The sequence below is a fragment of the Providencia sp. JUb39 genome (genome assembly GCF_012272845.1).
Taxonomy (GTDB): Bacteria; Pseudomonadota; Gammaproteobacteria; order Enterobacterales; family Enterobacteriaceae; genus Providencia; species Providencia lanzhouensis.
On the sequence record NZ_JAAWXD020000001.1, the window covers coordinates 3,341,001 to 3,366,407 of the forward strand.

Consider the following 25,407-nt stretch of genomic DNA (forward strand, 5'->3'; position numbering starts at 1 on the left):
GTTATTCGCCTATCACGGTGAATTGAAAGTAGCTATCTAACTCACGCAAATGATCGAGGAATGCAATAAAGCGCCCTTCTTCGTCGTCTTTGTAGATCTCTTCAAAATACGGTGCGATAGCAAAATTGCTCGGCAACATGGCACCTTGATCAATCATTGCTGTCAGTCGAGGGATTAAAATCCACTGCAGCCATTGGGCGGCTTCCATCGTATCGATGGCAAAAGGTTCCACACTCTCAAACGCGTCTGGACTTGGCGGAACCTCTTCCCATAAGGATTTGGCTCTCATCTCTATTTCAAGATGACTGAGTTTCTCAAGGATGCGCTGCTCAATATTCATACTAAAACCTATTCAAAGATAATAATTCAAAATATACCGTATTTTTGGACACAGTGTTGTCGCAAACATGGGGATGAGACAAGCAAAAAACAATCATGCGTCGCCAAATTATGTATCTACGTCCATTTATTCACACTGACTAAAACAATTAATAATTGTTTATCATTCGTTGTATATTCTGCCTTTATTATTGAATGTTTTTCTACACAGTTTGCTTTTTTCATTATTAACATAAAGATGGTTTATCTATGGGACTATTAAAACAGTGGCGTCAACAAAACAAGACATGGAAATCTTTCACGAACAAATACGTACAGCTAAAAAGAAAGATCCGCATTGCTAAGTTGCCTTCACAACAATATCAGCAATATCAATCGATGTGCGATACATACCAAAGCGCCCTGCTATCAGCGACCATCGATGGCGTACCTCAATTTATTGAGCGACCGATTAACAAATACCTGCATAAAACGTGGAGTGGTAAACAGAAATTATCCACTGCAAGCTATACGTTAGATTTAATTGAAAAAACCTTTACGCCTGAAGCTATCACCGCCATGTTTTCGGATAAACGAGACGGCTTAACGGTCGCGAATATTGAGCTAAAATCCGGTGATTTTGCCCAATTAAAAATGATCTATTCTCAATATCCACGTGAAGGAGATCTCTCCATCCATTTACTCAATGAAACGGGTGATGAAATCTATTTGATGAGCTTTTCATTTGGTGAACAAGGTCAGCTTTATGTCTGTTCCCTACAAGGGCCATCGACAGAGCAGAGCGTAGAGCAAGTGAAATCCATCACGAAACAGATGCATGCAATGAGACCTAAAAACCTTTTAATGTCTGCTATTTATGCAGTGGCCGCTTATTTCCAAATCAAATCTATTCTCGGGATTTCAAATAACAGCCATATCAAAAGCCAGCATTTAAAATCCAGCTACGATACCTTTTGGGAAGAGTGTGGTGGCGTGTTAAATGCCGAAGGTTGGTATCAATTACCACTTCAAGAGCCAATGCGTGATATCGAATCAGTGAAAAGCCAGAGACGTTCCGAGTTCCGTAAGCGCGAAGCACTGAGAGAAGCCATGTCGCAAAGTATTATTGAGTCCCTCACCCAATACTCAAACTCAGCGCAGAAATAAAAAAAGTAGCCAGTTAAAACTAACTGGCTACTTATCTATCAATTGACTTGCATCCTGCAATGCGACTTCCTGCCGCCTAACATCCTGTTAGATAAAAATTTAGCAGACCAACCGCTCTGCTAGGTTATCCATTTCCTTGTTTTTTATATGTAAAAAGCTAAACAACTACCCTGTCCAGCCCGATAAGAATGTATTAAATCCATTAAGCAAACAACCTAGTGTTCTACATTCAGGTTATTCAAAAAATAATAAAAAACTTAAAATGGATAGTAACGCTATGAAATTAAAAGTTAAATAGTTCTCATTTCGATAATGTGAAAAATTATTAAGATATGGCTTAACCAAATTGTAGGCGATAGCCTACAGCACCATGCTATAAATCACTTACCCCTGAGATGATATAACGGGCTTCAGTTGTTGAATAAAGCTCGCAAGATTTTCTGCAATAACTTGTCGTTGCTTGCTTCCAAACGTTTCAACAATAATTTCCCCTGTTAAATTACACATAGAAATCATTTCTAATTCAGAGTCTAACGTGGCAATAAACAGCGTTGGTGGTAACTTTAAGCGCTTTTGAGTCACTAAATGCCCAATCAAGTTTTCCTGTAAGCGGATAAAATCCTCTTCGCTCCACACTTGCACCAAATTCAATGATAAGTCACCAAACGTCGCGCTCATATCTCCTGCTAACTGAGAGGTATAAAAAGCGTGAATATCGCCCTGTAATTGGAGATCTAGCGCATTAGCGACATTATTTAAACTTTTCTCTTCTAATGGAAACGGTTGAGGCTCCCAATAAACCACATCATCACCAGTACGAACGATGCAAGGAGAAGGCACTCCATACAGCTCAGCAGACACTGGTGGAAGCCCCGTTGCTTCTTGCCACTTCGCCACATACTGGCTGGTAAAATTTTTAATTAAATCAGAGATTATTGTATTCATCGTTTTTCAATTGTGAGAACTAACATTATTAAAACCAATTTAAATTGGCAGGCTCAATATTACGGATAAGTGGTATTATGACAGAAGTTAACAAACGAATAAAATGCACTCAGTTTGCCAATGTTCAGCACTGACACGCCGAAAAGATAAGGATCACTATGCCTCACTATCAAAATAACCCCGCTCTCGATAATTTAACTCTCGGGAAAAAGACGGCTTATCATGACCAATATGATGCCGCTTTATTGCAAGCGGTGCCGCGTAGCCTTAATCGCGATCCTTTGGATATTCATGCTAATACACTGCCATTCCACGGCGCTGATATTTGGACACTGTATGAACTCTCTTGGCTAAATGCCCGTGGCGTTCCTCAAGTCGCGATAGGCTCCGTTAGTGTAAATGCCACAAGTGAAAACTTGGTGGAATCAAAAAGCTTCAAGCTTTATCTCAATAGTTTCAATCAGACTCGCTTCGAAACGTGGGAAAATGTGCGAAGCGTTTTGCAAAATGACCTAAGCCGCTGTGCTAATGGCGAGGTTAAGGTTACACTTTATAAACTTGATGACTTTACTCAGCAAGCCATTCACCAATTCCAAGGTGTCTGTATTGATGAGCAAGAGATTGACATCGATAACTATGAATTTAATCGCGACTATTTGGTCAATTGCACCCAACCAGAGGTTGTCGAAGAAACCCTCGTCAGCCACCTGTTGAAATCAAATTGTTTGATAACCAACCAACCTGATTGGGGCTCAGTACAAATTCATTATCGTGGTCCGAAAATTGACCGTGAAGCGTTATTACGTTACCTCGTCTCATTTCGTCATCATAATGAATTCCACGAACAGTGTGTGGAACGCATTTTCAACGACATAACAATACTGTGCAAACCAGAGAAATTATCGGTGTATGCACGCTATACTCGCCGAGGTGGGCTTGATATCAACCCATGGCGCAGTAATGAACAATTCGAGCCTGACACGGGCCGTTTGGCACGGCAATAAGTACCTACTAAATTGAAAATCAGTGTAATTTAAGAGAATGCTATTTAAATCATTTTCAATGTAATTCACGCGTCAAGAGCCCAATTGGGCAAAGGAGTGTTACTTGATTACTCATATCAGTCCATTAGGATCTATGGATCTATTGTCTCAGCTTGAAGTCGATATGCTGAAACGTACGGCGAGCAGCCATTTGTATCAGCTATATCGAAACTGCTCCTTAGCGGTATTACATTCAGGAAGCTTAACTGACAGCAGTAAAGAGCTTTTAGAAAAAAGTGCAGGTTTTGATATCAACATTTTACGTCGTGAACGTGGTATCAAATTAGAGCTTATTAACCCGCCAGAAAAAGCGTTCGTTGACGGTAAAATCATTCGCTCATTACAAGCGAACTTGTTTGCCGTACTGCGCGATATTCTGTTTGTTCACGCTCAAATCACCAACGCCAAACAGCAGTTTCATCTCGATTTAGAAAACAGCACTCACCTCACTAATATGATCTTTTCCATCTTACGTAACGCCCGTGCGCTACATATTGGTGAAGATCCGAATATGATCGTGTGCTGGGGTGGTCACTCCATTAATGAAAATGAATACCTGTATGGTCGTAAAGTCGGTAATGAACTAGGCTTGCGTGAATTAAACATCTGTACGGGCTGCGGACCGGGAGCCATGGAGGCGCCAATGAAAGGTGCCGCGGTAGGCCATGCTCAACAGCGTTATAAAGACAGCCGTTTTATCGGGTTAACTGAGCCGTCCATCATCGCGGCTGAGCCACCTAACCCATTAGTTAATGAACTGATCATCATGCCAGACATTGAAAAACGTCTTGAGGCATTTGTCCGTTTAGCCCACGGGATCATTATTTTCCCTGGTGGTGTGGGAACCGCAGAAGAGCTGCTGTATCTGCTGGGTATTATGATGGATCCTGAAAATACAGAACAAGTGCTGCCATTAGTCCTGACTGGACCAAAAGAAAGCGCTGAATACTTCTCTGTTCTGGATGATTTCATTCGCCATACTCTGGGAGATGAAGCGAGCAAACATTACCAAATCATTATCGACAACCCGCAAGAAGTGGCGCGCGTGATGAAAAAAGGCATGTCTGCAGTGAAAGAGAGCCGTCGTAATACGGGTGACGCATACAGCTTCAACTGGTCGATTAAAATCGCCCCTGAGCTACAGCATCCGTTTGAGCCGACTCACGAAAATATGGCGTCACTGAATCTGCATCCGGGTCAATCCCCAGAAAAACTGGCTTCTGATTTACGCCGTGCTTTCTCTGGAATTGTCGCGGGTAACGTCAAAGAAGTTGGTATGAAAGCGATTGAAAAACATGGTCCTTTCAAAATTCATGGGGATAGCGATATCATGAAACGCATGGACATTTTACTCCAAGGTTTCGTGAAACAGCATCGTATGAAGTTACCGGGTGGCACCGCTTACGAACCTTGCTATGAAATTGTGAAATAATCACCTACGCGCCAAGGACGGCGCGTTTAACCACCAAACGGCTTATGATCCATTTATTAATTATTGATGCTTTAAATTTAATTCGACGTATCCACGCGGTTCAGGGTAGCCCATGTGGAGAGACCTGTTTGTCCGCTATTTCTCAATTGATTAACCATACTAACGCCACCCATATCGTGGCAGTATTTGATGAAGAAGGTCGCCACCATAGTTGGCGTCATGAGAAACTACCTGACTATAAAGCAGGGCGTCAGCCTATGCCTGAAAACTTACAAGCTGAGTTACCCCAGCTCGTTGCTCAGTTTGAAGAAAATGGTATTCATTGCTGGCAATCTGAAGGTGATGAAGCCGATGATTTAGCCGCCACTCTCGCTAAACGCATTGCCGATTCTGGGCATACCGTCACCATCGTCTCTACCGATAAAGGATACTGCCAGCTACTCTCTCCAAACCTGCGTATCCGTGACTATTTTCAAAAACGTTGGTTGGACGTACCTTTCATCGAGAATGAATTTGGAGTCAAGCCTGAACAACTACCTGATTACTGGGGTTTAGCGGGGATCAGTAGCAGTAAAGTTCCGGGAGTTGCAGGGATTGGCGCCAAAAGTGCCACTGAGTTACTTCAGCGATTCCAAACTATTGAAAATTTGTACGCCAACTTTGACGCTCTTGAAGAGAAATGGCAGAAAAAACTAATTAACCGACAAGAAATTGCGCTTATCTGCCGCGATATTGCCATATTAAAAACAGACATTGCCTTGAAAGGTAATTTGAATCAGTTGCGCTATCAAGCTAAATAGCAGACACAAAAAAGGTCACTTCACAGTGACCTTTTGCTATTCAAACCAATCTAGCTTTAACTTAATAATATTCACGCGCCATTGGGTTTGCAGACCAAACACGTTGTACATGCACAGTAACTTCTTCACGGTCATGGTAAAGCTGTTTCGCTTGGATCAGAACATTGATACCATTCTCTTTCAGCTGAGCTTTCATTTTTTCCAGAATATGCGCCACTTCTTCATAGCGTTTTTTCATCGGCAGCTTCAAGTTAAAAATGGTCTCGCGGCACCAGCCTTCTTGCAGCCACTGAGTCATTAATGCGGCAACCTTGGCTGGTTTTTCCACCATATCACACACTAGCCACGTGATATTTTGAGAGGTTGGCTTAAATTTAAAACCATCTTCACGGTGATGGCGAACTTGCCCTGTATTCATCAGGCTTTCCGCCATTGGACCATTATCTACCGCTTCCACCATCATGCTGCGTTTGACGAGCTGGTAAGTCCATCCTCCCGGGCATGCACCTAAATCCACTGCTTTCATACCACTCGCTAAACGCTCATCCCACTCTTCATAAGGAATAAACACATGGAAAGCCTCTTCCAGCTTTAACGTCGAACGGCTTGGTGCATCCGATGGGAACTTCAAGCGCGGAATACCCATATAGAAATTCGAACTATTATTCGAATATGAATAACCGGTATAGCAGCATCCCGGTGCAATAAAGAACACATGGACGACTGGGCGCTTAAAGTTCTCCTGCGCCAATAAAACTTTCTCTTGGCGTAACGCATTACGCAGAGGTACCGTAAATTTACGGCAGAATTTCATTAATTCTTTTGATTCATTGGTATCCGCAACTTCAACACGCAGATCCCCCGCTCTCTCAACCTGCTGGCTAAGCGCGTTCACAATCGGTGTGACTCTATCTTCTGGCGGTAAATCTTTTAATAAGTCACCCACCACAAACATTTGGCGAGCAAAAATCAATTCACGAAATGGAAGTGTACGCGCAAGGATGTCTGCATCCTCAGATTGATAACATTCGAAAATAACATAACCGCTATTTTCTTTAACGCGGGCAAAACCGTAAATTTCGCGTTGCCCTGCTTTATCTGTAATTTCTGCTGCGCACTCTTTTTCAAAGCCCGGGCGGCAATATAATGCAATTTTATTACTCATTGCGTGACGCCGATTTCCTTAGACGCATAGCGCCAATAACAACTAAAAGCCAGCCAACGAGGAAGCAAACGCCACCTATTGGCGTAAAATAAGAGAAGTATTTTACCTGCAATAAGGCCATACAATAAAGGCTACCGCTAAAAAGAAGTATGCCTACGGAGAAAAACACGCCCGCCCAATAGAACCACAAAATGACTTTACGCAGTAATACCGCACCCAGCACCATTAATGCAACGGTATGAAACATTTGATAACGTAGCCCTGTTTCAATCCAAGCCATTTGATGAGCGCTCATAATTGGAGAAAGTGCATGAGAGCCAATGGCGCCAAATGCAACAATAAAAAATCCACTAATCCCTGCAAAAATTAACATCAAACGACTATTCACAATAGCACCTTCGTTTTAACTGTTTGATTATTGTATATGCGTCAAATCTTGGTCATTGGTAATAAAGCCAAGCTTTTCTTGCTCACTGGCTGCTTGAGCAAGGATCCATTGACGAAATGCCGCTATTTTCCCTAAATCGGCCTGACTCTCTTGGCAGACCAGATAGAATGCATTTTTACTGACTAATACTTCGCTAAACGGACACACCAATCTGCCAGCATCAATCTCATTCTTTGCCATCACATTATTGGTTAATGCCACCCCTTGCCCATGAACTGCTGCTTGGATCACCATAGCGCTATGGCTAAAAATAGGCCCTTGCTGCACATTCACAATATTTTGCAAATCTAATTGCTTAACATAAGCTTGCCAATCACGGCGAGAAGAGTCATGAAGCAACGTATGCTTCGCTAAATCTTCAGGGTTCTTCAGTTGATTCGCCCCGGTCATCAACGAAGGTGAACACACTGGCATTAAATATTCGGCATAAAGCCTGTCTGTTCTCAAGCCCGTCCAGTTCCCTCTGCCATAAAAAATGGCAACATCAACATCATCCGCTAGCTTATCTTCTTCCCGATCAACGGCTTGAATACGCACATCAATGCCAGGGAAAGCTTGGTTAAATCCAGAAAGCCGAGGAACCAACCATTGTATCGCGAAACTTGGCGATAAGCTTACAGTTAGTGCGCCTTTTGCACTTCTGGCTTGAAGCTTTCTCGTCGCTTCATTTAAAGACGAGAAAATTTCTTTAATATCAAGGTAATAACTTTGCCCCTCTTCCGTCAGCAGCAATGAACGATTTCGACGGCGAAATAGCTTTAATCCGAGGAAATCTTCTAAGCTTTTTATTTGATGACTGACAGCTGCCTGTGTCACAAATAATTCATCTGCCGCTTTAGTAAAACTTAAATGACGGGCGGCGGCATCAAACACTCTCAGAGCATTTAAAGGCGGTAATCTTTTAGACATAATCTCTTCGACTCAGCTTCGTTATACGCATTAGTTTTTCTCATCCGAAGCATTATAAATTGTCCCTTGAGGATACGCCAGTAAATACCTATAGTATGCGCACTTCCTAAGCCGGAACGAAAAGTTGCAGAGTTTAGTTACTTTGAAACTTTTGGCTTTGTGGTTGTGATGTTGTGTTTGCAAGTTGTCTGGTTAATCCAGGCTTTGTAGCGATTGCTACTGTTTTTTTCACTTCCTGTACATTTACCCTGTCTGTCCATAGTGATTTTTATAGTGCACCGCCTAAGCGCGGTGCTTTTTTTATTTTGGGCGCCATAAAATCCATTATGAAAGATAAAAAAACATTATCCCATCGGATTTCGAGTAAAAAAGCAAAAAAAACACATCTTAAATTAAATTTAACCATTAGATTAAAAAGCAAACCCTTCATCGATTTAGTACGTTAACTTTTTTCAGGCGCGCAATTATTCAAAAATTTGCGCAAAAATCTTCCTGTTAAGTGTAACAAATTATTTCTAATAATCGATAACTGAATAACATTTTTTATCTCCATCTACTTATTCGCTGTTTTCCGTTATTATCATAATCAACGCATATTCATAACCACAACTACAGCCACATTCACCCGTTGGATAGCTAACATCAAAGAATCAGCATAATGGATAACTTTAACGCCCCTAACTTTCGTCAGCAATTTCCAGCCATCGGCTCTGATATTGTTTTCCTTGATAGCGCCGCCACCGCCCTAAAACCGTTGGATATGATCAACGCCTCTGATGATTACTATCGCTTTTCTGGCAGTTCGGTCTATCGAGGGCAATCTCCTGAAGCATTAAAAATTACTCGCTTGTACGAACAAGGTCGCGTATTCACGGCAAAATTGATCCAAACACCGGACGAAAAATCCATTATCTGGACACGTGGCACTACTGAATCTATTAACTTGATTGCACAGAGTTATTTCCGTGAAAAACTCCAAGCAGGTGATGAAATTATTGTCAGTGAGACTGAGCATCACTCAAACTTGCTACCTTGGCTGATGTTGGCACAACAGACAGGCGCAAAGATTGTTAAATGGGAGGTGACTCCTGACTTAACCTTAGATCTCAATATGCTGCAATCACTCTTGAACACCAAAAGCAAAATTGTTGCAGTAACACAAATGTCTAACGTAACGGGCTACCAACCAGACATTAACGCGATAACCACACTTGCCCATCAATTTGGTGCAAAAGTCGTTGTTGATGGCGCTCAGGGCGTTGTACACCATCCCCTTAACGTCATGGAAACCAATGTAGATTTCTACGCTTTTTCAGCGCACAAATTATATGGGCCTACAGGTTTAGGTATCTGCTATGGAAAACCCGAGCATTTAGCCAATATGAGCCCATGGCATGGCGGCGGTAAAATGTTAAATCACGTTGATTTTTCAGGTTTCACCCTCGCCCCAATCCCTCAGCGATTTGAAGCTGGAACCCCGAATATCGCGGGTGTAATAGCCTTTTCAGCTGTGCTTGAGTGGCTTTCAACGCAAAACTTAACGCAAGCAGAAGCCTATACTTGTGCGCTGATAGACTATGCTTATGAGCAGCTTTCTCAGCTCGAAGGCGCGATTTTCTATCGAACTCAAAATTCACCGCTTTTATCTTTCAATTTCCACAATATTCACCATAGTGATTTAGGGCTTTTCTTGACCGAACAGAAAATTGCATTACGCTATGGACAACATTGTGCTCAACCATTGATGGATTCACTCAATATTAGCGGCTGTTTACGCATCTCAGCCATGCCATATAACAACAAGCAAGATATTGATAAATTTATTGATTCAGTGAAATTTGCACTTTCGATTTTAAATGATTAAAAGGTAATCTAATGACTTTGTCTCGACATGAACTGGCTTCTCATCCATTTGGCACAGAAATTGTCATTCACGAAATCGTTGAACAGTTTTCCAAACAAAAAGCGTGGGAAGATAAATATCGCTTACTCATTCAGTTCGCGAAAAAACTGCCCTCTCTTACAGAAGAAGAAAAGCAGCAGACTCAGGAAGTTCAAGGGTGTGAAAACCGTGTATGGATTGGCGCTATTCTCAATGATGATGATACATTCCATTTTTATGGGGATAGCGAAGGTCGTGTAGTGAAAGGGTTATTTGCTATTTTGCTCGCCTGCGTTGAACAGAAAAATGCACAGCAAATTTTAGAGACTGATTTTGAAGATATTTTTAGTCAAACTGGTCTAACAGGGCAACTCAGTGAATCCCGCCAAAATGGGATCCACGCATTAATTACAGCAATCAAAAATATTGCGGGTGAAATGACCCCAGCAGAATGATTACCCCGTTGAGGCTACATCGTAGCCTCAATTCTACTGTTTAGCTTCTCTTTGTGCTTTTGCGACCATCTTTTTCAACACATGGGACACCGCAATAAAGCCAAAACTGGCTGTTACCATAGTGACCGCACCAAATCCTGATGCACAATCCATACGTTTTGAACCATCGGCCGTGCTTTTTGCCGCGCATACCGTTCCATCACTTTGTGGATAGACCAACTGCTCCGTCGAAAACACACAATCGATTCCCAATTTACCTTTGCCATTTTTCACGACATTAAAGTCTGATTTCAAACGTTCGCGTAATTTCGCTGCCAAAGGATCTTGAACTGTCTTTGCTAAATCCGCGACTTGAATTTGGGTCGGATCGATTTGACCACCTGCGCCCCCCGTCGTCACGACAGGAATTTTAAAACGTCGGCAATACGCCAGCAACGCCGCTTTTGGCCTCACACTATCAATGGCATCAATAACGTAATCAAATCCCAAAGAGAGGTATTCAGCTACATTATCCACCGTAATGAAATCATCGATAACATTCACGGTACACTCAGGGTTGATTGCCAAAATACGCTCTTTCATCACATCAACTTTAGGTAGCCCCACCGTTGATTTCAATGCATGAAGTTGGCGATTCGTATTTGTCACGCAGATATCATCCATATCTATCAAGGTGATAGCGCCAATACCTGAACGCGCTAATGCTTCAGCAGCCCACACGCCAACACCACCAACGCCAATAACACACACATGTGAACGTGCAAAAAGATGAAGGGCTTGTTGCCCATATAAACGCCCGATTCCAGCGAATCGCTGCATCCACGCATCAGAAAGCTGAGCTTGCATAATCACAAACAACCTTAGTTAAAACGAAAACTTAATAAACAGTAAATAGGGGCTACATCGCACTAAAAACAGGTTGGCTTTTTTTCAGAACCCACACTCGACCATAGTGGTTATAAAAACCGGCCATTTTCCCTGCATCGTGCCCTGTTCCATGATAAATATCGAAATGGTGCCCTTTAATTGCGCCGCCCACATCGAGGGCTACCATCATACGCATTTCGTATCTACCCGTAAATTTCCCATTTCCATCTAACACAGGAACTTCGGCTAGCAATGCGGTTCCCGGTGGGATCAAGGTTTTATCCGATGCTACTGATGCTTTTGCCACTAATGGCACTGCACTTGCACCCCTTACAGGGACGAAAGATTGCGGTTTAAAGAAAACAAACGATGGATTACTTTCAAGTAATTCACGCACTTCTTGTTCACTGTGCGTGTTTGTCCAGTCGTGAATAGCCTGTAGGGACATTTTCTCTAAAGGCACTTCGCCTCTATCAACCAGCACCTTACCAATACTTTTATATGCATGACCATTTTTGCCTGCATAAGCGAAGAAATTCAGTGGGCTACCATCGCCAAAGTCCACGTAACCACTGCCTTGCACTTCCATCATAAAATTGTCGACAGGAGAATCGCTGTAAGCCAGGATCAGATTGTTACTGAGCGCGCCATTATATATTTGCGCACGGCTAGGTAAGCGCCCCTTGCTTTTTGATGGCATACCATACAATGGATGGCGGTAATTACCTTGCGGCGAGCGTCGAGCCTCAATCACAGGCGTGTAGTACCCCGTGAATTGGACGTTTCCGTAATTATCCATCCCTTCCATTTGGAAAGCCGACAAATTGAAACGCGATAATTGAGCAGGATCGCCCCCTGCCATTAACCAGTTTTCTATTGCGTGGTAAGTTTCATTATTGTTGTTGAATAAGCGTGGTGATGCATTTTGAATTTCCGTCACTTGGCGATTAAAATCCGGCGCATTTATTGGTCGTCCTTGCACATTAACTTGATTAACTTGTTGCAAGTCACTGTGCAATTTACCGTCTTTATATTGTTGCCCTTTATCTGTTGGATGAGATTGACACCCTGCCAATAAAGAAAAGAAGACGCCCGCAATTAACCCTTTCTGCCATGAATTCATCTTTATACCACCTAACACATATCCAATATGAAGCGCACAATAGCAAACCCAAATTGAGAATGAAACGGGTATAAATATTTAGTGGAGTTATTTTTGGGTTAGAAACCTTTAAAGAACAAAAAAACTACATTTTGTGCGATTTTTAAACGCCACTTGATGAAAAATGAAAAAAAAACACGAAAAAACTTGCATCAGATCTCATCCCGAGTATAGTGCCCGCTATCGGACGCGGGGTGGAGCAGCATGGTAGCTCGTCGGGCTCATAACCCGAAGGTCGTTGGTTCAAATCCAGCCCCCGCAACCAATTTCTTGATTTAGTCAAACTTGATTCAGTCAAAGTAAATTCAGAAGTAAAATCAAAGTAGTATCCCAAAGTAGTGAAATATTCAGGCGCGGGATGGAGCAGCATGGTAGCTCGTCGGGCTCATAACCCGAAGGTCGTTGGTTCAAATCCAGCTCCCGCAACCAATTCCTGATATATTTAATCTCTTCAGTCGCGGGGTGGAGCAGCTTGGTAGCTCGTCGGGCTCATAACCCGAAGGTCGTTGGTTCAAATCCAGCCCCCGCAACCAATTCTTTTTTCTCTTCTGATTTATTCTTTTCTTTGTCTTTCTTAGTCATATCAAAACCCAAACAGATTTTTAATCACTTAATTTCTCTTTTTCAGCCAATAAAAAAGGCGACTCACATTACTGTTTGCCACCTTCTTCGACACGAAAAATATCACGATTAATTACGGATAGCTAACTCGCCGCCATTACGGAAATAAGCCTTGATTCCTTCAAAAATCGACTCAGCCATCTGCTGCTGAAATTTAGCGGTTTTGAGTTTACGCTCTTCTTCTAAGTTACTGATAAAGGCTGTTTCCACCAAAATAGATGGAATTTCAGGGGCTTTTAATACCGCGAAGCCAGCTTGGTCCACTTTGTTTTTGTGTAGCCGGTTAACGCGACCCATGCGTTTTAAAACTTCATCCCCAAACTTCAAACTGTCATTGATCGTTGCAGTTTGCACCAGATCTAACATGGTATGGTCGAGATACACATCGCCGCTTTTACTCACCCCACCAATTAAGTCAGCTTCGTTCTGCGTTTGAGCGAGGTAACGCGCCGTGTTACTGGTTGCCCCTTTCGTGGAGAGTGCGAAGACCGATGAACCATTCGCTGAACGGTTGGTAAAGGCATCCGCATGAATAGAAACAAACAAATCAGCCTGCATTTTTCTCGCTTTCGCCACGCGGACTTTTAATGGAATAAAGACATCCTCATTACGCGTCATATATGCCCGCATTTTCGGATCTTTATCAATCAGCGTTTTCAAGCGACGGGCGATTTGTAAAACCACATCTTTTTCACGGGTCTTATACTTACCAATCGCACCGGGGTCTTCCCCACCGTGCCCTGGGTCAATCATAATAACAATCGGCCTATCGGTACCCGCTTTCCCTGGTTTTTTCGCCTGTACCGGCATGCTCTCTTCTAAATCACCTTTGTTGTAATCTTCAAGGAGCGCCAATAATGGGTCGTCGTTGGTTTCAACACCTTTACCCGGATAGAAATCCATAACTAAACGGTGTTTAAATTCAGCGACTGGCGGTAGGGTAAAGAATCGAGGAGATACTTTGTTTTTAACTTCAAAAACCAAACGTACCGTTTTAGGATCAAACTGCCCGACTCTCACTAATTTTAAGTAAGGGTCTCGAGACTGAATTTGGCTTCCCATATTCTTAAGAACGTTATTTAATTGAACGCCCTCTAAATCAACAACAATACGCTCAGGATTGTTTAAAACAAACTGGCGATACTTTAAAGGAATGCTGGATTCTAGAGTAATACGGGTATAACTCGAGGCTGGCCAAATACGAACAGCAACAACGCTACTACTGGCAGCAAAACCGAATGGGCTGACACTTAATAGCATAACTGCCGCCGCACCTTGCAATAGGCGACGTTTTGATGGGCTGTGATCTTGATGACTCATCAATAATTCCGAATCTATATCCTGAAAAGTTTAATAATATCTAAGACAAGAGATAATATATTAGCGACTAATTCGCACTCTATCTAGTTCTTCATCCTTTGTCATTACCAATCTATTCTATTTATATCCCAGCACGCATCTATTCAATGCAATATAAACGCCATACTTGCGTAATTAAAGTAGTTAATGATGCTCAATTGCCGAATAACATTTATTGGCAATAATCTGATATGCAGATTGCATTGTTGTGATTATATCCATTTATATTTAGAGATATGTAAACCTTAAAAATAAATTTGTTACTTTTATTGTCCTAACTTTTACTTGATATTTCTCGCCAAAAAGAATAAAAATACAGTTATTGCGAATAAAAATTCAGTTAAGAGGGTAATTATGAAAGAGCGCAGCACCGAGTTGGTTGATGAATTTCGCCATTCGGTACCTTATATAAATGCCCACCGTGGCAAGACATTTATCATCATGCTTGGCGGTGAAGCAATTGCGCATGAAAATTTTCCTAGTATTGTCAATGATATAGGGCTACTTCATAGCCTTGGCATTCGTATTGTCGTTGTTTATGGCGCTCGACCTCAAATCGAAGAGATCCTTACTGAGCATAATTATGACGCCATTTATCATAAACATACCCGTGTCACTGATGCGAATACCCTTGAATATGTTAAGCAAGCTTCTGGTGCATTGCAGCTCGATATTACGGCTCGTTTATCAATGAGTTTAGGCAATACGCCATTACAAGGAGCACACATTAACGTTGTGAGTGGTAATTTTGTGATTGCACAGCCTTTAGGTGTCGATGATGGGATTGATTATTGCCATAGCGGTCGTATTCGTCGCATCAACGAAGATGCTATCAATGCTCAACTTGATAATGGATCTATTGTGTTAATTGGCCCAGTGGCAGTTTCTGTAACCGGTGAAAGCTTTAACCTCACTTCGGAAGAGATTGCAACTCAGCTTGCCGTTAAAATCAAAGCCGAAAAACTGATTGGTTTCTGCTCATCTCAAGGGGTGGCTGATAAGGACGGTAATATTCTGTCTGAGCTATTCCCAAATGAGGCAGAAACACGGATCCAAGAATTAGAATCTGAAGGAGATTATTACTCTGGAACAGTTCGCTTCTTGCGTGGCGCAGCTTCTGCCTGCCGCCGAGGTGTACGCCGTAGCCACCTACTTAGCTATCAAGAAAATGGTTCGTTGATCCAAGAACTCTTCTCCCGTGATGGTATCGGTACGCAGATAGTCATGGAAAGCTCAGAAAAGACTCGCCGTGCGAATATCAATGACATTGGTGGGATTTTAGAGCTAATCAGACCTCTTGAGCAGCAAGGTATTCTGGTTAGACGCTCACGGGAACAACTCGAAATGGAAATCGATAAGTTCACGATTATTGAGCGCGATAATTTGGTGATCGCCTGCGCTGCACTTTACCCATATCCCGAAGAAAAACTTGGGGAGATGGCTTGCGTGGCAGTACACCCTGATTATCGTAGCTCTTCTCGGGGCGAAGAGCTGCTACAACGCGTTATGACGCAAGCTAAGCAACTAGAGCTGGATAAACTGTTTGTCTTAACCACAAGGAGCATTCATTGGTTCCAAGAACGTGGTTTTATTCCTGCAGAAATTGAGATGCTTCCAGTCAAAAAGCAGGCACTTTATAACTATCAGCGTAAATCAAAAATTTTAATGCTGGATATTAAAAGCCAAGCCGCTTGAAATCTCACAGAAAGTTGGCAAACAAAGTAGTTCGCCATACTCTCTAACTCGCGTCCATAAACCCAGATATTCAAGTAATACTCTGGGTTTTTCTTTAATGTGACCTAATATTAAGTTAAGCGATTTGCACGACTCGGCATTTTTCGCACAATGGATTTTGCTCTAACAGTGGACGTAAAATCGCCTCCATCTCAGCAAAAGAGGTACCGTAAAAATAGAATGCGGTTTCTGTTGGACCATCCCAAACACCATGGATCCCACCGATATCTTCGACCGCTTCATCAAGCTGATCAAAAAGATCGTTAATATCATTATTTTCATAGACTTCATCAGCTAAATCTGTGCCATTGAAATAAATCGCCAGCCCTTCATCCGCACCAAAGTCGATTTGAACGTCTTCACCATGAATAGTTAAGCGAGAGCCTTTAGGGGCTAACATCGCCGAAAACATTTGAATAATCAGGCTGATGTTTTCATCACTTGCATCACTTAGTGCCAATTCAATATCACACTCAGCAACTTCGCCATTTTCACCTAATTGGGTGCCACCACCACTGACTTGGATTTGCCCCTCTTTGCCTAATTTCTCCATGGCTTGATCAAATGCATCTTCCAAATCTGCACGGCGAGCAGGATCAATTTTGGCATTCAATGTTACTGTCACGGCGGTCATTTGTTGCTGATTTTCCATATTGGTACCTTAAATGTCTGGGAATTAATTTAACTGCTCAAACTGTAGCGCTAAGCCACTACGGCGTTTAGTGGGAGTTTCTATCGCACGACGTAACACTTTTTTACTGCCATACAATGAAAGTTCGTTCTTAGCTCGTGTCATCGCGGTATAGACGAGCTCTCGGGTAATCACCGGCGAATATACATAAGGTAATACCAAGGCGGTATGAGCAAACTCCGAACCTTGAGATTTATGTACTGTCATCACGTAAGCCGTTTCATGTGCTGGCAGTCGATTTGGTTGGATCCCACGAATAGTGCCATCAGGAAATTGGAAGTAGGCTCTCATCTGGCGCTCTTCATCTAACAGGATAATACCAATATCACCATTAAAGAGACCTAGTGCACTATCATTGCGGCTGATCATAATCGGTCTTCCAACATAGTGCTTATGCTTCAAGTTATATGGTTTTGTAATTAACCCTTGGCGATGAAGTAACTTTTCAAGTTTGTCATTTAGACCTGAAACCCCGTAAGCACCTTCCCTTAATGCGGTAAGTAGACGGTATTGATTAAATTTATGTAAGACATCGGCAGGTTTTTCCCTCGCTTTAACAGCTAATAAATAGTGCTGATAAAACCTGATCGCATCTAGTAACATATTGGCGTAACCTTCGCTCATTTTGGCTTCGGCATCGCTTTCATTATCTGGCATTGCACTAGGGATATAGTTATGAATATCCGTGAAATTCTGCGCAAGAATATCATCCACCCGCTTCACATTTCCGGTATTGACGGCGAAAGCTAGCTGACCAATTCCTGAATCGGCAGAGAAACGATAACTGTGTCTTAATAGACATAAGCTATCACGGATAGCAGGCCCTTTATTTGAGGTGAATTCACTTAATGAGCATCCAGCCAATCGCTCCAGCTGAGCAGCTCGTTCAGGGCTATAGCCTTTATTCGCGAAACGGCAGATATCCCCTAAAACAGCCCCCGCTTCAACAGAAGCGAGCTGATCTTTATCGCCTAAAAATATCAGTTTGGCAGAGTCAGGCAGTGCTTCAATAAGCTTGCCCATCATCGGCAAATCCACCATTGAAGCTTCATCAACAATTAAGATATCAAGTGCAAGCGGGTTATCTCGATGATAACGAAATTGCTGGCTTTCAGGTTGAGCACCCAATAGTCGATGTAATGTTTTGGCTTGAGAGGGGAGTAATTCACGCTCATCGTCATTTAACGGTAGCTGTTTCATCGCATACCCTAATGACTCGGTTAAACGGGCGGCGGCTTTACCTGTTGGAGCGGCTAATTCAATACGTAAGCGATGTTGCTGCTGATGACCTAACTTAATCAGCGCCGCTAAAATTTTCGCTACCGTTGTTGTTTTACCTGTTCCTGGTCCCCCTGAAATGACTGAAACTCGACTCGTTAACGCAACGGCGGCGGCAATTTTCTGCCAATCTATCTGCGTTGATTCAGGGAATAGTGCCGTTAAAATTGGCTGAATTTTAGCATTATTAACAATATTATCATTACTAACATTGGCTAATTCAGTCTCTGAAAAGAAGTGAGCTACGCACTGCTCGTATTGCCACATACGCTGGAAATAAAGAAAATCACCTGATAGCAGCAATGGAGCAACAGACTCTTCCCCGACTTCACTCACGGATTCGCTCGATAATAACGCCGCTCTGATAGTGGCTTGATTTGGTTCCCCAATCATGTGCCACAATTGAGTTGTAAATTCAGGATGTCTGCCCATAAATAACACGCCAGGACGAATATCATCCAGCACTAGACAGACATGCCCAGACATGGTTTCTGCACTAAGCAGCGCAGCCACTAACAATAAAATCGGGTTATCTTCATTTGCAACGTTATAAGCGAATTGCACATCAAGAGGCGTGAATATACGCGCTTCAATAGCTTGATTAAACAACGCTTTCATCATTGTAGCTCCTTAGATTGAGCATCATGAAATAGCGCATCAAACTCACTGATAAATTCAATTGTTGGTCGATAGAAAAAGATGCCATTTTGAGAATCTATGCGTTCTGTACCCCGTAAAAAGAGATAATAAACACCACCAAAATGAGTTTCATAATCGTAATTTGGCATCCTCTGTTGTAAAAAACGGTGTAATGCTAGTGAATAGAGCTGATATTGCAGATCATATCGATGGTCAATCATCGCTTCTGCCATCGCCTCTTGAGTGTAATAAGAGGCATCTTTGCCTAAATAGTTAGACTTATAATCCAATAAGTAAAACTTCCCTTTCCAACAAAAGGTTAAGTCAATAAAGCCTTTTAAAATACCTTGTACATGCTCAAAATTAAGCGGCGGACAATGTTTTGATAGAGGATCATACATGTGAGTAACGCGATCAACATCTTTTGCATTGAGCAAACTATCAATCGGTAAATAGAACTGCATTTCATCCAGTCTATCTTGAGCTGGAATAGCCGACAAACAGAGCCCATCATCGGCTAACGGTACATTAAGAATGGTATTCAGCCAGCCTTGTAACATAGGAACCCATTGAGTATCAAAGCCCGCTACTTGCAGTTTTTCTTCTAGCCATTCAGATGAAATGTCACCTGAAAAATCAATTTCTTCCATTAAGCTATGTAAAAATGTACCGGGTGCAGCGCCTTTAGGAAACTGGTGGGGGGTCAGCTGATTTTCTTGTATTTCTTGTGCCTCAACATCATGACTGACTTCAATATCCATCTTAGGGGCTAATGAGTTAGCAAATTGCTCAGCCGATAAGATCTGATCTTCTTCTCCATGGGATACGTTATAACTCAGACCCGAATAGCTTGTTACACGCCAGCTATCATCAAAGTGTCGAGAAACCACTCTCGCAGATAACTCATCGCTGGTCTCTTTGGTTAAATTCAGCCTTACCATTTCAGGGGAGTTTATCAGTTGCACATCAATCACATCATTACTGAGTGCATCGAGCATGCTGCTGAGTAAAACACTGTCACCTTCTTGCCCTTTTTGCAGTAAATATCCCAACGCGGATAGGTGCAAATCCGTATTACCTGCTTTTTTACGGTTACCTTTGATAAGCGGCGCGACTCCGACACTACAGTGATAAATTGCGCGAGTGAGTGCCACATACAATAAACGTAGATCCTCGGCTAAGCGCTCTTCGTCCGCTAATTCAACATACTCTTCGGTATCATCAAGGTCGAGTTTCGCTATGTAATCATCACGGTCATGAAACAGACCTTTTGATTGAGGCAAAAAGTTACTCGCAAACGGTAACCAAACAATTTTATATTCCAACCCTTTGGACTTATGTATGGTGCTGATTTGTACTAAATGCCTATCACTTTCAAGACGCATCTGTTGTGCATCTGATTGATGGTCAGGGTGAGCAATTTGCTGCGCTAACCAACGGGTTAGTGTGTGCTCACCTTCAAGCTGGAGAGACATCTCTTGCAGTAGTTCCCCAATATGCATGAGATCCATCAAACGGCGTTCACCTTCAGAACCCGATAGCAAGGTTTCAGCAATATGTCTTTGAGACATAATCCCACGTAACATGGGCAGAATACCGCGTTTACGCCAAATTACAGCATAGTGAGCAAACTCATCAACGACGTTTTCCCAGGCTTTTTCATCGTAATTTAGGTTATCAATATCTTCTGCCGTTAAGCCCAATAACCCCGTAGCTAAAGCACTGCGCAACATCCGTTCTTTTTCTGGTGTTAATACTGCCAATAATAACCAGAGAATTTCTTTGGCTTCTTGAGTCGCGAATACACTTTCTCGATTTGATTGGAACACCGATGGGATATTAAGTTGATTTAGTGCATCACGGATCAATATCGCCTCACGACGACTCCGAACTAATACGGTGATGTCCGAGGCCTCTACAGGCGTTTGCTGCTGCTTGTTTTCAAAGTAGGTCGTACCTTGCAGACCACCAGCAAGATATTGTCCTATTTGCGCCGCACATTGCTGTGCTAGGGCTTGTTCATATTCAGAAACGGAAACAGCCTCAGCTTGCTGCTGCCAGAAAGTAAGCGCTTTCACTTCTTTCCCATCATGGATCAGTTTTTTGTGGCTATTATGAGCTGCAAAATTAACGCTTTGAAATGGAATTTGTTCAAAAATAAATGGGTTTTCAGCATGATGGAAAACCTGATTTACAGCTTCAACCATACGCTGGGATGAGCGATAGTTTGTTTCCAACGTATAGTGAGCACTAACTTGCTTTTTCGCCGCAATATACGTGAAGATATCCGCACCACGGAATGCGTAAATGGCTTGTTTCGGGTCTCCGATGAACAGCAATGCTGTATCGTCAGTTTCCCGATAAATACGCTGAAAAATACGATATTGCTGCGGGTCAGTATCTTGAAACTCATCAATCATCGCAACTGGGAAACGCCTAGCAATTGCTTCGGCAAGTAATGCCCCGCCATCTTGATGCAGCGCTCTATCTAGACGAGTCAGTAGATCATCAAAACCTAACTCACCGCGTGTTTGCTTCTCATGAGCAATAGTCTGGCGTACTTCACTAATCGCTTGAGGAATAATCAAATCTTTAATCGTCAGCGCTTGGGCAAGCAACTCATCAACTAACCTAAAGACTACATGAGAAGGCCCTGAACCGCTTTTGGATTTTTCATCTAATCGAGATTGCGCAAAACGCTCTAAGATATCTTTTGGCAGCTGATAATCATCAGTGCTTTGCTCTGCCCATTCGGTTATTTTTTCTAACCATGTAGGTAAATAACGTATGCTGTAGCTGCGTTTGTCTACATCAGAATCAGAAATTAGCTTTTCAAAATCAGCAGAATTTTTTGTCCATAAATCTTTTAAATTCTGAATTAAACCAATCAAACGTTGATGACGTTCTTCAAGAGTTTCAGGTAATTCCGGCTGATTGATAATAACGGGAATATCCCCTTGCAAGAACGGCTTAATCTCGTTCAAAAGTGCTTCAGGTCCATTCCACTCGGCATGAACCACTTTGGTCATCGAATAATCCAGAGGATAAAAATGACGACGCCAAAAATCCGCACATGCTTGTTTCTGGATAGGAAATTCATCTTGGATCATGGTTTGTTCAAACAAAATGCCTGATTCAAACGCATTATGCGCTAACATTCGTTGGCAAAAACCATGAATGGTGTAAATAGCAGCTTCATCCATTTGGCGCTCAGCGGCTAATAGCCAATTCGCCGCAAAAGCGCGTTGTTCTTCACTCGGTAATTCCGTTAATAGTGTGAGATATTCTGGTTCCGATTCGAATCCCAAACCATTACGTAAACACGCCAAACGCATCTTATGGATACGCTCACGAATACGCCCACGTAATTCATTGGTCGCCGCCTCAGTAAAGGTTACAACCAGAATCTCTTCAACACTTAAAGGTCGAGGGAATGCATTTTCATTCCCTAAGCCTAATAATAGACGCAGATAGAGGATCCCTATCGTATAGGTTTTACCTGTACCAGCCGATGCCTCAATTAACCGCTGTCCACGTAACGGGAGTTTATAAGCATCTAACAATTGGGAACTCATCTGCACCTTATTCACTCAACATTTTCCTTGATAGGTAACATTTTCTGAAGATCTGACGCTTGTGGGTACAATACCCAGTTTTTCAGTTTTGCATACCCTGATTTCTCATCAACACCCTGACCAATCACTTGAGATGCCATCGCTAAACCTTGGTGTTTTAAAACCGCATTTTCATAATATGCAATCACTTCAGCTTGAGTGGCAGTCTCTAATCTCGATAACACTTTATCTCGGGAGTCAAAACTGAAAATATTACGAGAAAAATCGGAACCATAGCGCCCAACCTCTTCATAGAATGTTTGTGGCGGCTGTTTCATTTCCGTAATAATCGATTGTTTATATTGTTCAAATTCAGCAGAAGGTAGCTTTTTCAGCTTATCCAGAGTGACTTTATAGAAATCTTGATAGCGAGTATTGAGATAATCTGGTGTTTTGGCATTACTTTGCAGCAAGAAGCCAATACCCCACTGATCACCAAGCCCCACCTTGAAAGCAAATACGACATAACCTAGTTGTTCATTGGTTCGTAATTGGTCGTAAAACCACGGCTGAACAATTTTAGATAAAATACCAGACAGAACCGCACCATCGATACGGTCATAACCATCAGGAATAAATAACTCGGCCAATGCGTTATCGCTGCTATTACCTTGCTTATGGAAATCGGCTAGATAGGTTTTATTCACCACAACGATGTCACCACTCCACCAATTTTTACCTTTGCTCTTTAACAGCTTACTGACATCTTGGATAGTTTGAATACTTTGCTGCTGAGTAATGTTACCCACAACTAATGCTTGTAAGGCGGCACCTTCAACGACGGAACTACGGTAGTCCGTAATATCTTTCAAAGTGATCGTGTCTAAAGCGGCTAACCGTTGCTCCTGTTCAAAATACGGAACACTGTTAAGGCGCTGCAATGGCTGCATGGCTAGCTCATATGCTTTCGCATTGTTTGCCACTTCAATTTGTTCTTTGTACCAAGATTTTGCCTGAATCAACTCTCTTTCTGTTGGCTCAAAACTTAAATACTCCTTGGTCATGGATAAAAACAGCTCCGATAAATGCTGAGTATAACCGCTCGCATTTAACTGTAACCCAACCCCTTGAGAAACAGAGACGGACATCCCAGCCACGGAAGCTTGATATTGTAATTCATCCATTTTTAACGATGAAATATATTGCAGTAAAGAACCTACCACTTGAGATTTTGCTGTTTCATCTTGATCGTTATAGCGCAGATCTAACGTAATACTCGCCTTCGGTTCATCAGCAAAATACTGACTTGGCATATACAGCACACGTGTATTCCCTTCCTGATAAACCATTTCAGGATGTTTATACGCTTTATCCGTTTTAATCAGGGATAAGTTATCGGGAATATAAGGGTTTAATTTTGGCAATTTAAAGGTCATTTTTGACTCTAAATCAGCCCATTCAGTGAACTGCTTTTCACTGATTTTATCGACTTGGTAAGGCGCATCGACAAAGTAAGCTTTTTTATTACTCGGTTCATTCGGGCTAATAAACCAAATACGTGCATTTTTCGCTGTCAGTTCAGAAAGTCTCTGTTTTATCGCCGTAGGATTATATTTGTCCGCAACATAATCAGAATCTAGAACGTGATTAACAGGCATAGTGATCATTTGGTCAGAAAGCCATTCGATATAGTTCATGTCTCTGACAATGGAGCCATAACGAAACGATAAATTAAGCACTTTCGCTATTTCATCAAAATAATCTTGGCTAACCCCTTGGTTTTTAATCAAATCAATATAAGCAAAAATAGCCGCGATAACTTGATCTCGTTCCGCTAACCCTTTATCCGTTAATGTGACATAGATAGAGAATGAACCATAATTACGATCTGCATTTGGCGAGGCAGATGCGCTGATGCCTTCTGCTAATCCTTGGGAAAGAAGCCAATCAGATAACGTTCCCGGACTACGATTTCCAATTAAGTAGCCGATGTATTCATCACTCTTGCTACGAAAATCGGCCATATTGTTTTTGATACTAAATTCGATTTGCAATGCTTTTTGTGGCTGAGAGGGAACATAGTGGATCACAATCCCCTTTTCTTTATCCGTCACTGCGGGGATCGTAACCTCTGGTACTGAAGCATTAAAATTAGGAATACGGCCAAAGGTTTCATTGGCAATTTTCGCTAATTGTTCAATAGATTGGTCGCCATACAACACGCCATTCATCAAGTTTGCTGAGTAATAACGCTTGTAGAAGCTCACTAACTCATCTTGAAGTTTGCTATTGGGTTTGTCTTTCAGCGTTTCCAGATTTCCACCTGCAAAGCGAGAGTTTGGATGCGCAGGATTTAGCGTTTCGGAACGAATTTGCCAAATACGCATACCATCACGCGCACGAGCCATGGTGAGTTCAGCATTGACAGCATTACGTTCTTTATCTGCATTCACGGGGTCAAGTAACGGCTCAGCGAGTGCATCCGCTAGTCTATCCGTAGCAGCCTCAAGAGCTCCATTTTCAACTTCAAAATAGTAGGCGGTACGATGTGGTGCAGTGCTAGCATTATGGCTTCCGCCGTGTTTTTGTAAAAACTCAGAGAAGCTACTTGGCTCAGGGTATTTTTTAGAACCCATTAACACCATGTGCTCTAAGTAGTGAGCGAGCCCTAACTGACTGTTCGGGTTTTCAATACTCCCGACGGGTAATGAAACTGCCGCTAACGATTTAGTCGCTTTAGGGTCTGAAACCAGTAAAACCGTCATATCGTTGTTGAGTTTGATTGCTTTATATTCTCGCGGATCACTGACGCTTTTATTGATAGTCTCTGGCATAACTTGCCAAAGCGGCTGCGCGGCAATAGCACTACCTATAAATAGTAGTGATAACAAGAATAAATGAGCGATATGTTTCGATAATCGTAACATTCTTAGATGCT

The 25,407-nt window shown here is 42.2% G+C and carries 20 protein-coding genes and 3 tRNA genes; 11 read left to right on the top strand and 12 right to left on the bottom strand.

Going from position 1 to position 25,407, the window contains the following annotated elements; all coding sequences use genetic code 11:
• Window position 1: 1 nt before the first annotated feature.
• A complete protein-coding gene (locus HFU86_RS15545) occupies window positions 2–340 on the bottom strand; it encodes a YqcC family protein (protein WP_108478496.1) in 339 nt (112 codons plus the stop codon).
• Window positions 341–588: 248 nt separating this feature from the next.
• Here HFU86_RS15545 and HFU86_RS15550 point away from each other — a divergent pair, with 248 nt between their 5' ends.
• Entirely contained in the window at window positions 589–1,485 is an 897-nt protein-coding gene (locus HFU86_RS15550; protein WP_187129619.1) for a VirK/YbjX family protein, read from the top strand.
• Between the two features lie 384 nt (window positions 1,486–1,869).
• On the opposite strand, the gene syd is transcribed toward HFU86_RS15550, so the two are convergent.
• A complete protein-coding gene (syd, locus tag HFU86_RS15555; RefSeq protein ID WP_187129620.1) occupies window positions 1,870–2,430 on the bottom strand; it encodes a SecY-interacting protein in 561 nt (186 codons plus the stop codon).
• 158 nt (window positions 2,431–2,588) lie between these two features.
• Between syd and queF the strand changes: the two genes are divergently transcribed.
• From queF to xni, 3 genes are all read left to right on the top strand, one after another.
• On the top strand, window positions 2,589–3,434 hold the full coding sequence (gene queF / locus HFU86_RS15560; protein WP_132496510.1) for an NADPH-dependent 7-cyano-7-deazaguanine reductase QueF: 846 nt from the start codon (window positions 2,589–2,591) through the stop codon (window positions 3,432–3,434).
• Window positions 3,435–3,537: 103 nt separating this feature from the next.
• Window positions 3,538–4,905 (top strand): nucleotide 5'-monophosphate nucleosidase PpnN, encoded by a 1,368-nt coding sequence (gene ppnN, locus HFU86_RS15565; RefSeq protein ID WP_036956334.1) that lies wholly within the window; start codon window positions 3,538–3,540, stop codon window positions 4,903–4,905.
• A gap of 44 nt (window positions 4,906–4,949) precedes the next feature.
• On the top strand, window positions 4,950–5,705 hold the full coding sequence (gene xni, locus HFU86_RS15570; protein WP_187129621.1) for a flap endonuclease Xni: 756 nt from the start codon (window positions 4,950–4,952) through the stop codon (window positions 5,703–5,705).
• 61 nt (window positions 5,706–5,766) lie between these two features.
• Here the strand turns inward: xni and rlmM are convergent, their stop codons facing one another.
• Genes rlmM through HFU86_RS15585 form a run of 3 tightly spaced genes read right to left on the bottom strand, consistent with a single transcriptional unit; the run spans window position 5,767 to window position 8,227 of the window.
• Entirely contained in the window at window positions 5,767–6,870 is a 1,104-nt protein-coding gene (gene rlmM, locus HFU86_RS15575) for a 23S rRNA (cytidine(2498)-2'-O)-methyltransferase RlmM (protein WP_132496512.1), read from the bottom strand.
• Complete coding sequence (locus HFU86_RS15580) at window positions 6,863–7,258, bottom strand: DUF423 domain-containing protein (RefSeq protein ID WP_036956331.1); 396 nt, start codon at window positions 7,256–7,258, stop codon at window positions 6,863–6,865. The genes rlmM and HFU86_RS15580 overlap by 8 nt, the downstream gene beginning before the upstream one ends.
• Window positions 7,259–7,285: 27 nt before the next feature.
• Window positions 7,286–8,227, bottom strand: a complete 942-nt coding sequence (locus HFU86_RS15585; protein ID WP_187129622.1) for a transcriptional regulator GcvA — start codon at window positions 8,225–8,227, stop codon at window positions 7,286–7,288.
• Window positions 8,228–8,400: 173 nt separating this feature from the next.
• On the opposite strand from HFU86_RS15585, the gene HFU86_RS15590 reads away from it, so the two are divergent.
• From HFU86_RS15590 to csdE, 3 genes are all read left to right on the top strand, one after another.
• Window positions 8,401–8,673: a hypothetical protein gene (locus HFU86_RS15590; RefSeq protein ID WP_187129623.1), complete on the top strand. Its 273-nt coding sequence runs from the start codon at window positions 8,401–8,403 to the stop codon at window positions 8,671–8,673.
• Window positions 8,674–8,885: 212 nt separating this feature from the next.
• Window positions 8,886–10,091: a cysteine desulfurase CsdA gene (gene csdA / locus HFU86_RS15595; RefSeq protein WP_187129624.1), complete on the top strand. Its 1,206-nt coding sequence runs from the start codon at window positions 8,886–8,888 to the stop codon at window positions 10,089–10,091.
• 11 nt (window positions 10,092–10,102) lie between these two features.
• Window positions 10,103–10,564 (top strand): cysteine desulfurase sulfur acceptor subunit CsdE, encoded by a 462-nt coding sequence (gene csdE, locus HFU86_RS15600; protein WP_036956328.1) that lies wholly within the window; start codon window positions 10,103–10,105, stop codon window positions 10,562–10,564.
• Between the two features lie 33 nt (window positions 10,565–10,597).
• On the opposite strand, the gene tcdA is transcribed toward csdE, so the two are convergent.
• Both tcdA and mltA read right to left on the bottom strand, forming a co-directional pair.
• Window positions 10,598–11,410 (bottom strand): tRNA cyclic N6-threonylcarbamoyladenosine(37) synthase TcdA, encoded by an 813-nt coding sequence (tcdA, locus tag HFU86_RS15605; RefSeq protein ID WP_132496514.1) that lies wholly within the window; start codon window positions 11,408–11,410, stop codon window positions 10,598–10,600.
• A 52-nt stretch (window positions 11,411–11,462) separates the two neighbouring features.
• The gene (gene mltA, locus HFU86_RS15610; protein WP_036956326.1) at window positions 11,463–12,554 is read right to left on the bottom strand and encodes a murein transglycosylase A; all 1,092 of its coding nucleotides are present in this window, start codon (window positions 12,552–12,554) and stop codon (window positions 11,463–11,465) included.
• A gap of 227 nt (window positions 12,555–12,781) precedes the next feature.
• Here mltA and HFU86_RS15615 point away from each other — a divergent pair.
• The 3 genes from HFU86_RS15615 (at window position 12,782) to HFU86_RS15625 (ending at window position 13,126) form a co-directional block, all read left to right on the top strand.
• Window positions 12,782–12,858: transfer RNA gene (locus HFU86_RS15615), tRNA-Met, on the top strand.
• An 87-nt stretch (window positions 12,859–12,945) separates the two neighbouring features.
• Window positions 12,946–13,022 (top strand) — tRNA-Met (locus tag HFU86_RS15620).
• A 27-nt stretch (window positions 13,023–13,049) separates the two neighbouring features.
• Window positions 13,050–13,126, top strand: a tRNA-Met gene (locus HFU86_RS15625).
• A gap of 157 nt (window positions 13,127–13,283) precedes the next feature.
• Here HFU86_RS15625 and amiC read toward each other — a convergent pair.
• Complete coding sequence (amiC, locus tag HFU86_RS15630; RefSeq protein ID WP_132496515.1) at window positions 13,284–14,534, bottom strand: N-acetylmuramoyl-L-alanine amidase AmiC; 1,251 nt, start codon at window positions 14,532–14,534, stop codon at window positions 13,284–13,286.
• A gap of 393 nt (window positions 14,535–14,927) precedes the next feature.
• On the opposite strand from amiC, the gene argA reads away from it, so the two are divergent.
• On the top strand, window positions 14,928–16,268 hold the full coding sequence (gene argA, locus HFU86_RS15635) for an amino-acid N-acetyltransferase (RefSeq protein WP_187129625.1): 1,341 nt from the start codon (window positions 14,928–14,930) through the stop codon (window positions 16,266–16,268).
• A gap of 115 nt (window positions 16,269–16,383) precedes the next feature.
• Here the strand turns inward: argA and HFU86_RS15640 are convergent, their stop codons facing one another.
• The 4 genes from HFU86_RS15640 to ptrA are packed head-to-tail and all read right to left on the bottom strand — an operon-like array spanning window position 16,384 to window position 25,396.
• Complete coding sequence (locus HFU86_RS15640) at window positions 16,384–16,959, bottom strand: hypothetical protein (protein WP_036956323.1); 576 nt, start codon at window positions 16,957–16,959, stop codon at window positions 16,384–16,386.
• A 24-nt stretch (window positions 16,960–16,983) separates the two neighbouring features.
• A complete protein-coding gene (recD, locus tag HFU86_RS15645) occupies window positions 16,984–18,894 on the bottom strand; it encodes an exodeoxyribonuclease V subunit alpha (protein WP_187129874.1) in 1,911 nt (636 codons plus the stop codon).
• On the bottom strand, window positions 18,894–22,505 hold the full coding sequence (gene recB / locus HFU86_RS15650; protein WP_187129626.1) for an exodeoxyribonuclease V subunit beta: 3,612 nt from the start codon (window positions 22,503–22,505) through the stop codon (window positions 18,894–18,896). Before recB ends, recD begins: the two co-directional genes overlap by 1 nt.
• Window positions 22,502–25,396, bottom strand: a complete 2,895-nt coding sequence (gene ptrA / locus HFU86_RS15655) for a pitrilysin (RefSeq protein WP_187129627.1) — start codon at window positions 25,394–25,396, stop codon at window positions 22,502–22,504. The genes recB and ptrA overlap by 4 nt, the downstream gene beginning before the upstream one ends.
• Between the last annotated feature and the right edge of the window lie 11 nt (window positions 25,397–25,407).